This window comes from Mucilaginibacter sp. P4_A11 (genome assembly GCF_056402535.1).
The window spans coordinates 281,946-294,238 of sequence record NZ_JBFUHE010000001.1 but is presented as its reverse complement, the minus strand read 5'-3'; the positions used below and the strand labels follow the sequence as shown (position 1 = coordinate 294,238).

Annotated in this window: 7 protein-coding genes; 2 read left to right on the top strand and 5 right to left on the bottom strand. The window is 44.7% G+C overall.

Annotated elements, in window-relative coordinates; translation table 11 throughout:
• Window positions 1-201 precede the first annotated feature (201 nt).
• Complete coding sequence (locus tag AC1DUD_RS01330) at window positions 202-1,119, bottom strand: hypothetical protein (RefSeq protein ID WP_477370515.1); 918 nt, start codon at window positions 1,117-1,119, stop codon at window positions 202-204.
• 336 nt (window positions 1,120-1,455) lie between these two features.
• On the opposite strand from AC1DUD_RS01330, the gene AC1DUD_RS01325 reads away from it, so the two are divergent.
• Entirely contained in the window at window positions 1,456-3,018 is a 1,563-nt protein-coding gene (locus AC1DUD_RS01325; RefSeq protein WP_477370512.1) for a glycoside hydrolase family 10-like protein, read from the top strand.
• A 161-nt stretch (window positions 3,019-3,179) separates the two neighbouring features.
• Here AC1DUD_RS01325 and AC1DUD_RS01320 read toward each other — a convergent pair whose 3' ends face one another.
• From AC1DUD_RS01320 to AC1DUD_RS01305, 4 genes are all read right to left on the bottom strand, one after another.
• The gene (locus AC1DUD_RS01320; protein WP_477370509.1) at window positions 3,180-3,968 is read right to left on the bottom strand and encodes a DUF1835 domain-containing protein; all 789 of its coding nucleotides are present in this window, start codon (window positions 3,966-3,968) and stop codon (window positions 3,180-3,182) included.
• A gap of 193 nt (window positions 3,969-4,161) precedes the next feature.
• Window positions 4,162-7,500 carry a vitamin B12-dependent ribonucleotide reductase gene (locus AC1DUD_RS01315; protein ID WP_477370506.1) on the bottom strand — a complete coding sequence of 1,113 codons (3,339 nt, stop codon included), beginning with the start codon at window positions 7,498-7,500 and terminating at the stop codon, window positions 4,162-4,164.
• Window positions 7,501-7,839: 339 nt separating this feature from the next.
• On the bottom strand, window positions 7,840-8,601 hold the full coding sequence (locus AC1DUD_RS01310; RefSeq protein ID WP_477370503.1) for a phosphosulfolactate synthase: 762 nt from the start codon (window positions 8,599-8,601) through the stop codon (window positions 7,840-7,842).
• 307 nt (window positions 8,602-8,908) lie between these two features.
• On the bottom strand, window positions 8,909-10,312 hold the full coding sequence (locus tag AC1DUD_RS01305; protein ID WP_110586176.1) for a tetratricopeptide repeat protein: 1,404 nt from the start codon (window positions 10,310-10,312) through the stop codon (window positions 8,909-8,911).
• A 238-nt stretch (window positions 10,313-10,550) separates the two neighbouring features.
• On the opposite strand from AC1DUD_RS01305, the gene amaB reads away from it, so the two are divergent.
• Entirely contained in the window at window positions 10,551-12,092 is a 1,542-nt protein-coding gene (amaB, locus tag AC1DUD_RS01300) for an L-piperidine-6-carboxylate dehydrogenase (RefSeq protein WP_477370499.1), read from the top strand.
• Window positions 12,093-12,293 lie beyond the last annotated feature (201 nt).

The window sequence follows — 12,293 nt, the reverse complement described above, 5'->3', positions numbered from 1 at the left end:
TTCCCCTTATGTCATTGCGAGCGCAGCGTGGCAATCGCATGCTATACAGGGCGGCTACGCAAACCCTCTCTGTAAAGTCGGGGATTGCTTCGTGCCTCGCAATGACGATTTTTTAAACAATGAAGCCCGGCTTGCTACAGCAAACCGAGCTTCTCTTTTATTCGTGAAATTCGTCCTAATTCGAAAAAATTAGTGCCGAAATTATTTAAGCGTTACACCTGTTTTACCCATAGTGCCGCCATCAGCATACAGCATAATGGTATAAGTGCCTTTTTGGAATGGCAGGGTTGGGTTAATCCAGTCAATGGTGTATTGTGAGCCATCATCTTTAAAATCAATTGATGTTTTGTAGGTGAATTGCAAGTCCTGGCCATCCGCGCTGAAAGTGCCCGAATCAGGTGCAGTGATCAGGTTGCCGGTTGGGTCAATAACACGTACATAAATATCATGCAGTGCTTTTGTAGCCAGGGTATTGCTTGCCACGGTGAAATTGATTTTCAGCTTTTTAGCCGGGTTTGCCCGGGTAACATCAACTTCTTTACCGCTCCCTTTAATTTTATAGGCCACCACATCTGACGTTGCCAGCTTGAGTGCCTGGGCCACTTTAACTTTGGCGCCAAGATCTTCGTTTTGTTTGGAGAGGGTATCCACCTTCTTGGCAACCGTTGCGAGGTTGGTTTTTAAAGTATCCCTTTCATTAGTAAGGTTGGTGTTTTGTTTCTTCAACTCATCAATGTCGGCAGTGTACTTGGTTACAAAGTAGCGAAGCTGTTTTACATCCTCCTGTACTTTGGCAAGTTCCTGTGCGGTGAGTTTCCCTTTAGCCAGTTTGGCCCTCAAAATTTTGATGGTCGACTTTAAGGAATCGTTTTTAGCGGTTAGCGCGGCGGTCATTTTGGCTTTGCCTGCAGTGACCTGTTCAACCTGCGATTCAAGACTGTCCAGTTCGGTTTGCAGCCTTGTTTGCTCATCATGCTGATAAACTATTTTTTTATCGGAGTTGTTTTTTTGCAGGTACAGGTACACATCGGTACCCAATAAAGCAAGTACTACTACAATAAGAAAATAAATAACGTTTGAGTTTTTCTTAGGTTGTTGTTGCCCAGATTGGTTTTCCATAGCAATTAAATGTTAAGTTTTAGCATAGTTAAGCAAGTGGTATAACAAAAGCTTAGCTATAGTGTTTAATTTTTAGCGAAATATCAACTGTCATTGACGTAAAGCGCTTTCCTGCAAGCATATACAGGTGTGTTTATTTTTAATGGTTAACATATTGAACGTTAAAACACTAAAAATATGATTTAAAAAAATTTATTACATCAATTGTGTTAGGCGTGGTGCTAAAATAAATACAAAATGTTTAAAACACAATACAGGTTCAATTTTTATACTTCATAATAAACCTGCTACGTTATGAGTTTATATCTTTGCAGCTTTCTAATTTAATTCTATTTAATGCAAATATACCAACGGTTCATACTCCTGACCATAATCCTGTTTACAAATTTAACAGTTAATGCGCAGCCGGCTGAGCTTGTACCGGCCCCGGTTGATGTAAAAATGCAACCCAAGCGCGAATTCAGAGGGGTATGGATAGCTACCGTGGTTAACATCGATTGGCCAACCAATTCCAAATCGCCATCCGAAAAGCAAAAACAGGAACTTATCGATATCTTAAACTCGCATCAGGAAACTGGGATTAACGCCGTTATGCTGCAGGTAAGGCCCGCTGCCGATGCTTTTTATGCCAAAAGCCGCGAGCCATGGTCAAAATATTTAACAGGCAAACAGGGCCAGGCGCCCAGCCCTAACTATGATCCGCTTGAGTTTGCCATCACCGAAGCGCATAAGAGGGGCATGGAATTGCATGCCTGGTTTAACCCTTACCGTGCAACGTTTGATGGTAACTTCGCAGCACTTAGCCCACAGCATATCACCAAAATAAAACCTGAGTGGTTTTTTACTTATGGCGGGATAAAAACATTTAACCCCGGCCTGCCCGAAGTGCGTGATTATATTGTGCAGGTGATACTGGATGTGGTAGATAATTACGACATAGACGGTGTACATATGGACGATTATTTTTACCCATACCCCATCGCCGGGCAAAAAATAAATGACGATGAAACCTTCAAAAAATACGGCGAAGGTTATGATAATATTAAAGACTGGCGCCGCCATAATGTTGATCTGCTGATAAAAATGATTGCCGATAGTGTTCACGCGCACGATCCTAATATTAAATTTGGTATCAGTCCTTTCGGCATTTGGGCTAATAAGGCTCAAAATGAAGAAGGTTCTGAAACCAACGGCGGTTCGTCATATTATGAAAACTATGCCGACACCCGTAAGTGGGTAAAAGAAGGCTGGATAGATTATATTAATCCGCAGCTTTACTGGCAGATAGGTAACCGTGCCGCCGATTTTCAAAAGTTGTTAAGCTGGTGGAGTGATAATACTTATGGCAGGCACCTCTACATAGGCCAGGCCGCTTACCGCATCAACGAGCGCAAGGTACAGGCTTTCAGAAACCCGGCGCAGTTACCCCAGCAAATAGGCCTGATCAGGGATAATCCAAGAGTACAGGGCAGCGTTTATTTCAGTTCTAACTCCCTTACCAGCAACCCGCTCGGTTTTACCGACTCATTACGCGACAATTATTACCAGTACCCTGCCTTACCGCCGGTAATGCTATGGCGCGACTCGATACCACCTAACGCCCCACAACAGGTTACCGCCAGAGCGGCAGGTAAAAGTGTTGCGGTGAGATGGCTTACCCCAACACTGGCTAAAGATGAGGAGCCTGTTTACGGCTATGTGATTTATCGCTTTAATGACGGTGAAAAAATAGATATCGACAACCCTAAAAATATCCTGAAGATCAAGTATGATACCGCGCTTGGATATGACGATAATACGGTTATTAAAGGCAAAACTTATTTCTATGTGGTCACGGCACTGGATAGGATGAAAAATGAAAGTGAGCGATCACCAACTATCGCGGTCACGGTGCCGTAGGAGGACTTTTTAAGATTTTAAAAGATGGGCTTGTGCGATTCCCTCCTTTGGGAGTGTGTAGGGAGGGGGTTATCTCCTTTTGCTTATTAATGAACAGGGCATAAAAATTGCTCCCTGCCATTGCACAATCAATCGCACCCCTCTCCGGAGGGAATTAAGTATCAAATCTCTATCAATCCCTTTTCCTTCAATTTATTGAGGTAGATATCAATCTCCGAATCGCCCATACCAAAAATACTTTCGGTTTTCCAAAAGGCAATGTAAATGGCTGATTTGGTTTTAGCTCCCTTGTTATAAATATCCAGTAATTTTTGTTCGATGTAGCTTAATCCATCTGCATTGGTTTGCATGCGTTTCAGGTGTGCTTTTAATGCCGGTTTGAGTAGCGGAATGCCGCCCCAAAAGGTGTTTTCATTAAGCCATTTTTCCAACCCTACAAGGTCATTATTTACATACAGCCTCCAGGCATCAAAAGCGAGGCCCAGTTCCCATTCATTCAGGCGTTCGCGGGCATCATATAGTTCTTCAAATTGTTCGCCGGTTAGTTCGCCAAGGCCTTTTTTATTATCGAATTGAATGCAATCAGCCAGGCAAATGAGGTAAATGGCCGGGGCCGACATATCGGTTTTGAGCGAGAGCATTTCCAGTACACCTAACAAGTTCACCTGGCAGTGCAGATCAAATTCAAACCACAGGTTGATCTCTTTATACTGGCTGTTTAGTTTGCCCAGTTCATCCAACACTTTATGCTGATAATCGCCCTCCGGCGCATTAAATGAGCTGTTGATCCAGTCGCGGCGGGCACTCCAAAAACTTCCTGACAGGATATCCTCCTGTAGCGGGCCTTCCGAAAACACTTCACGCCAAACCATAACATCACCGTCGAGCCCGGTTTGATCAAAACCATCTAAAGCGGCATCACCATTTAGTATGTGTAGGATAGAGTTCATGAAAGCTAAGTTAAAAATAATTAGCCCCTCAGCGCCCTAAAGGGTGAGTTTTTTGATTTGCTATGACAATACTAAAAAATCTTGCGTATAAAAACAGCGTATAAATCGACATAAGTTAAAACAAACAAGCCCCGCCGGAGAGGCGGAGCTGTCACATAATTAACTATTTATAATTGATTGAAAAAATCCGTATTTAAGAGCAACCCATAGAATTGCCGCAGTTTAAACATTTGTAGCAGGTGCCCGAACGTACCGTGGTATGCCCGCAAACGTTGCAGCTTGGTGCATCGCTTTGTACGCCCATGCTAACGTCGAAAGATAAGCCTTTTCTTTGAGCATTTGAAGAATTATCTGAAGATACCTGATTATGGGTAGATGGCTGGAAAACGTTGGTTTCATCAGCATTAAAATCCTCATCGCCCATTTGCGGATTGCCTAATACGCCATTCTTATCGGTAATGATGTGTACAAGATCGGTACGGTCCTGGTATTCATAGCCCAGCATCCTGAAAATGTAGTCGATAATGGATGTTGCGCTTTTGATATTGGTATGGCCTACCACCATGCCGGCCGGCTCAAAACGGGTAAACGTGAATTTTTCTACATACTCCTCAAGCGGTACACCGTATTGCAGGCCAATAGAAACGGCTATTGCAAAACAGTTCATGAGTGAGCGAAAAGTGGCCCCTTCTTTATGCATATCCACAAAAATCTCGCCCAGGGTGCCATCCTCGTATTCGCCAGTGCGTACAAAAACGGTTTGCCCGTCAATACTGGCTTTTTGTGTAAAGCCGCGGCGTTTATAAGGCAGGTGTTTCTTTTGTACCACCCGCGAAAGCTGGCGCATAAAGGCCGTATCCTTCGATTTTTCCATGATGGCTATGGCCGCTTCAATAACCTGCTCGGGGGTTAAGTCGCTCAATTTTACGTTGGCCGCTTCGCCTAATACTTCCTCTACGGTATCCAGTTTTTCGTCAGCTTCCTCTTTAACATTCGATTTAGTTGAGAGTGGTTGCGACAGTTTGCAGCCATCGCGGTAAAGCGCGTTGGCTTTTAAGCCCAGTTTCCAGGAAAGTTCGTAGCAATCTTTGATCTCATCAACTTTAGCCTCGTTTGGCAGGTTAATAGTTTTGGAGATGGCGCCTGAAAGGAAAGGTTGCGCGGCGGCCATCATTTTGATGTGGCCATGGGCGTGGATATATCGCTCGCCTTTTGCGCCGCATTTATTGGCACAGTCAAAGATAGGATAGTGCTGCTGCTTCAGATATGGAGCCCCCTCAATGGTCATGGTGCCGCAGATATATTCGTTTGCTTCGGCAATTTGCTTTTTGCTGAAACCAAGTGTTCTTAATACGTTAAAATCCGGCGCGTTGTACTGCTCGGCGGTGATCCCTAACCGTTTCAAACATTCTTCGCCCAGCGACCAGATATTGAACGCAAAGCTGATCTCAAAAGCAGTTACCAATCCTTTATCCAGTTTTTCCAGCTCATCGTCGGTGAAGCCTTTGGCTTTAAGCGTATCTATATTGATATGCGGTGCCCCATTTAAAGTTGCCGCTCCCTTGGCGTAATTAACAATAGCGGTAACCTCATGCTCCCGGTAACCTAAATTACGCAAAGCTTCGGGCACAGCCTGGTTAATGATCTTGAAATAACCACCACCGGATAGTTTTTTGAATTTCACCAGCGCAAAATCAGGTTCAATACCGGTTGTATCGCAATCCATCACCAAGCCAATTGTACCCGTTGGCGCAATAACGGTGGTTTGAGCATTACGGTAACCGTATTTTTCGCCCATTTCAACAGCCTTGTCCCATGCATTGCAGGCGGCCGAAAGCAGGTAATCGGGGCAATGTTTTTGCTCAATACCCGGAGGGGCTATCTCCAGTCCCTCGTAGTTCTCGGTAGAGTTATAGGCGGCATAACGGTGATTACGCATTACCCGCATCATGTGTGCCTTGTTATCATTATACCGGCTAAAAGTGCCCAGCTCCCTGGCCATCTCGGCCGAAGTTGCGTAGGCAGTGCCGGTCATGATAGCGGTGATAGCGCCACCGATGGCGCGCGCCTCATCGCTGTCATAAGGAATACCGTTTACCATCAATGCCGAACCCAAATTGGCGTAACCAAGGCCAAGAGTACGGTAATCATAAGATAGCTGCGCTACTTCTTTGGATGGGAACTGCGCCATCAATACCGAAATTTCCAGTACGATAGTCCACATCTTACAGGCATGCTCAAAACCTTTTACATCAAACACCCGGGTTTGCGGGTTAAAGAAATGGGCAAGGTTAATGGATGCCAGGTTGCATGCCGTATTATCCAGAAACATATATTCCGAACATGGGTTGGACGCATTGATCCGGCCACCTTCGGGACAGGTGTGCCATTCATTAATAGTGCTGTCAAACTGCACACCCGGATCGGCACAAGCCCAGGCCGCAAAGGCGATATCGTCCCAAAGTTTTTGCGAGGAGATGGATTTAACCGTTTTGCCACTCATACGGCTGGTTAAATTCCAGGCCGAGCCGGTTTTAAGCGCCGTAAAAAAACTGTTGGGGATCCGCACCGAATTATTGGAATTTTGACCGGATACGGTCCGGTAAGCTTCGCCCTCATAATCGGATGAATAACCGGCAGCTATCAGGGCAGCAACCTTCTTTTCTTCCTCTACTTTCCAGTTCACGAAACCTTCAATTTCGGGATGGTCGAGATCCAGGCAAACCATTTTGGCTGCCCTGCGGGTTGTTCCGCCCGATTTGATGGCGCCTGCTGCCCTATCACCAATTTTCAGGAACGACATCAGGCCGGATGAATAGCCACCGCCGGATAATTTTTCATTGTCACCCCGGATTTTAGAGAAATTGGTGCCAACCCCCGAGCCGTATTTGAAAATGCGGGCTTCGCGAACCCAAAGGTCCATGATGCCACCCTCGTTCACCAAATCGTCATCGACCGAAAGGATAAAGCAGGCATGCGGCTGCGGGCGCTCATAGGCCGAGGTTGATTTGCTCAGCTGCTCTGTTATGGGATCAACATAATAATGCCCCTGCGGCTTACCTGTGATGCCATACGAGGCATGAAGACCGGTGTTAAACCACTGCGGCGAGTTTGGCGCAGCCAGTTGCCCAACTATGGTATAAACTATTTCATCGTAAAAAATTTCAGCATCTTTTGGGCTGGCGAAATAGCCATAGCGCATGCCCCAATCCTTCCAGCAGTTGGCCATGCGATGGGCAACCTGTTTAATACTTTTTTCAGATCCGGTTGTGCCGTCTGACTGGGGTACGCCAGCCTTACGGAAATATTTCTGCGCCAGGATATCAGTAGCAACCTGCGACCAGCCCGCAGGCACCTCAACATCGTTCATCTCAAACACTGCATCGCCGGAGGGGTTACGAATAACCGACGATCGTTTTTCATATTTAAACAGGTCATAAACGTTAGTGCCTTCTTTGCTGAAATAGCGTTCTGCTTTGAGTCCTTTTCCGCTGTTTGCCGCGGGTGTTTTACTGGTAATATTTTTAGCCATAGCTTGTACAGATTATGATAAAATTAACTGAGTAGGTGCAACACTAAAAAAGGGTCAGGGGTTTTAACTCAAAGCTATTAGTATGCTGAATAGCATAATAGGTGGAGTTTTCCACAGGGTTGACGTCTATTGCGGCGGATTGGGTTTTAGGAATTGAAATTTACTGCTTATCAGCTACTTGCCGTGTTAATAACTATGAATTGTATAGGTAAGAATAGAGCGTCATTGCGAAGAACGAAGCAATGAAATGGTGGAGAGGGGGGTTGCTCTAACCAAAAAGAAAAGCCCCCGGATTACTCCGGAGGCCTGGTTAATTGTTATATTAAGATCAGTCAACAATTACATCTCTAAAAAGTGGTCGAACGTATCGCTGCGGATACCAAGGCGCAATGTTTCCAACGGGATGATATCTGCCGGAGCAATATTGCCTAAGCTTACATTGGCGCCTATCAGTTTAATAAACCAAACCTGCTGTGCTTTTTGCGGGGCTTCCCAAATGATGGTTCCTTCGGGAATTTGAGTCAGGATTTCATCAACCAGGCCCTGGCGTACCTCGCCCGAATCGCGGTAGATGCCTACATTCCCGCTTTCACGGGCTTCAGCAATTACTTTCCATGAACCCGCCTCAATTTCAGCGTTCATAAGTTTGATCCATTTATAAGGGGCAAAGATCTTTTGTACATCTTTTGAGCCTACTTCAGATATCACAGTAACCTGTTTGGCCAGCTCGCTGATGTATTTACATTTTATATCATGCTCAATAGTGATCGATCCGTCGGATACTTCGCAATGTTCCAGTTGGTATTTATCCAGTAAACGACGGTAATCATCAAACTGGTTACGTACAATAAAAGCCTCGAATAAAGTGCCACCGAAATAAACCGGGATCCCGGCATCGCGGTAAAGCTTTAGCTTTTCTTCAAGATTAGGGGTAACATATGATGTAGCCCATCCCAGTTTCACAATATCCGTATAAGCGCCACCTACTTCAATGAAATCCTCAACCTGGCGTAAACTAAGGCCTTTATCCATCACCATGGTAATGCCTTTATCGCGTGGTTTAGTTGTACGGTCAGGAAGATGATTAATAGTGTAGTTCATTGTAAGTATTTGTTATAGCCTATAACTAAAAGTTCTAACGAGGCAAAGGTCGCAACAAATATGCAGATGTGCAAATTTCAAATGTTAAATGATCTTAAAGCTCATGGTAAATTCATTGTTGATAGTGAGTGGTTGATTGAGTTGATTAGGTGAGTGGTTGAATATGTTGCAATTGCTAACACAATTTAGTTAAAGTACAGCTGCAGCTTATTGCCTTTAAAAGACAAAAGACGCATAATGTGCGTCTTTGTCTTTTATTTTTTAGGTGTTCAAAACCATTCACTCAATCAACCACTCACCAATATCCCTATTTCGTATACCTGTTAATGATATCCACAATCACCTTATTCTTTTGCAATTGCGGCAGGTAATCAAACAGGATGTAATGTTTTTCCGGATCGGCGGCTAAAGCATACTCCAGGTTGTTTAGGGCTTCGTTGTACTCGCCTTTAGCAAACAGGTAAGCCACCATACGGTAGTAAAGCTCAGCGGCTTCAGGGTTATTTTTGATAGCCTGAGCTATGATCTCGATAGCTTCATTAAGCTTTTGCTGCTCGTAAAGTATAGATGAATAATCCAGCCAGGCATCAATATCAAGCGGGTTTAATTCAACCACTTTTTCGTAAGCCTTTTCTGCTTCATCTAAATGGCCAAGTTTGTATTCAGCATCGGCTATAGCAAACCAGTAATCGGCATTGGCTATATCCAGGTCAAGTGCTTTTTTGTAAAAGTGCAGGGCCTCAAAATAACGTTCCTCAAAATCAAGTGTAACACCAATTCCAAACCAGGCATCGGCCAGCTTCGGATCCATCTTAACCGATTTTTTGTAAAAAGCGCGTGCATCATCCATTTGCTCCAGCTTTTCGTAGCACTCGCCAATAGCACAATAAGTATCGGCATTGGGTTGCTCGTACTCGAACGTGTGGCGATATACTTCTATAGCTTCAGCATATTTTTCGAGGTTAACCAGTGCATTACCTTTATTGAAATAGGCTGATGCAAAGCTGTCCTTAATTAATATGGCATAATCATATGCGTCGATAGCTTTTTCAAACAGGCTCAGCTTGGTATAGGCATTGCCTAAATTGTACCAGGCGGCATAGCTGTATGGCTCGTTATCGATATATTGCTGATAAAACTGTACGCTTTCCTGCTGGTTGTCCATTACGTCGTAGCAAAAAGCCAGTTCGTAAAGGGCATCCTGGTTTTCCATATTTTGCTTAAGGCAAAGCTTAAGGTAGGTTATGGCAGTATCATAATCGCCCATGTTTTGGTAAACGTAGGCAATATGCAGCAGGATCTCGTCGGTCTCTTCGGCAAGATCAAGGGCCTTTTCATAGTTTTCCAGCGCCTCCGAATAACGTTCCAGGCTTTCATACAGGTTACCGCGGATGATATAAATATCCGCGTCAGATGCTTCAAGCATAGCAGCTTTATCCAGTGCGGCAAAAGCCTCCGGAACCTTGTTGCTTACCACAAGCAGTTGGGCCTGTTTGATCAGGAAAATTGCCGCAAAAGGGTGCTGACTTCTCGCGTACTCTGCTACCTGTAATGCCCTGGCCGGATCATTTTTTTCGATGTAGTAGTCGATAATGTTCTCAAACGCCTGGGCATCAAAAAAGTACAAGTCCTGATTTCTGATCATTTCCTCGTACCGTTCTACCGAGAATTTTGGGTCTTCGGTAAAACCAAATTCAAATTCTTCTTCCATTCAATTTTGTTTGCAGAACATCCGCTTTAGGTTGACAAATTGCCTTGTAAAGACTTATTGAGTTCAAATTACAATAAGTAAGCCTCCAAAATGCAATTTAGTTTTCAACATTCAAACATTCTTAACAACTGTTCAATACAAAGCATTGATAATTAATGACAATGGATGCAACAGGCAAGCGATGAGTGATTCTAAAAAATTGCCCTAAAGATTTCTACCTTTGACAAAAGTAGCAATTATGGAACCTAATATTTCAGATATCCTAAAACGTTTACATATAAACGATATTAATGATGCCTTTAGTACAGGCAGCACCTGGGGCTGCAGTGCCGGTGCTGCGGTAAAAGATATAACATCACCGGTCGACGGTAAAAAAATAGCTTCGGTACGCCTGGCAACCGAAGTGGATTATAACCACGTTGTTGAACAAGCCGCTAAAGCATTTAAAACCTGGCGTAAAACCCCGGCCCCAAAGCGTGGAGAAATTGTGCGCCAGATTGGCGAGGCCTTACGTGCTGCCAAGCATGATCTGGGTACCTTGGTATCATACGAAATGGGCAAAAGCCTGCAGGAAGGCCTGGGCGAAGTACAGGAAATGATTGATATTGCCGATTTTGCCGTAGGCCTGAGCCGCCAGCTTTATGGTTTAACCATGCATAGCGAAAGGCCAGAGCACCGCATGTATGAGCAATATCACCCGCTGGGCATTGTTGGGATTATTTCGGCATTTAACTTCCCGGTGGCGGTTTGGAGCTGGAACTCGCTATTAGCCTGGGTTTGCGGCGATGTGTGCATCTGGAAACCATCAGAAAAAACGCCCTTAACCGCTATTGCCTGCCAGCATATAGCACAGGAAGTTTTTAAAAAGAATAATATTGAAGAAGGCGTGTCATGCCTGGTAATTGGCGAACGTAACATTGGCGAGCTTATGGCTGCCGATACTCGCGTTCCGTTAGTTTCGGCCACCGGCTCAACCAGGATGGGTAAAGCAGTAAGTGCTGCTGTTGGTGCAAGATTGGGTAAAAGCCTGCTGGAACTTGGCGGTAATAATGCCATCATCATCAGTGAAAATGCCGACCTGGACATGTCGCTCATTGGGGCGGTATTTGGAGCTGTAGGCACTGCCGGGCAGCGTTGTACCAGCACCCGCAGGCTCATTATTCACGAAAGTGTTTATGATGCATTTAAACAAAAGCTGGTTAATGCTTACAAACAGATCAGGATAGGTAACCCCTTGGATGAGCATAGCCACATGGGCCCGCTAATCGATACTGATGCCGTTGCTTTATATCTTGATTCGATTGAGAAATGCAAGGCCGAAGGCGGCAATTTTGTAATTGAGGGCGGCAAGCTTGAAGGCGCGGGCTATGAATCGGGCTGTTATGTAAAACCTTGTATTGCCGAGGTTGAAAATCACTTTAAGATTGTGCAGCATGAAACATTTGCACCCATCCTTTACCTGATCAAATACAGCACTATTGAGGAAGCCATTGATCTGCAGAACAGCGTTCCGCAGGGCTTATCATCGGCTATCATGACCAATAATTTGCGTGAGGCAGAACAATTTTTGTCGTATGCTGGTTCTGATTGCGGCATTGCAAATGTTAACATCGGTACATCGGGTGCAGAAATAGGCGGTGCATTCGGCGGTGAAAAGGAAACCGGCGGCGGCAGGGAATCAGGCTCAGATGCATGGAAAGTTTATATGAGGCGCCAAACCAATACTATAAACTATTCAAAAACGTTGCCTTTAGCCCAGGGGATAAAATTTGATTTGTAAATTCTGAACCCGGATTTGGGGGGATTTTTAAGATTTATGGGATTTGCTTGTCTTATTTTAATAAGCATGACAAGAAATAAAATCCTGCCGATCCCCATAATCTACCCAAATCCCGGTTCAGATAGAGTTCGCGTTAGGGATAGCAGCGGATACCGGCCATGTGGCTAAGGCCTGTGCAGTATGAGCGGATAGCCCGGCCGC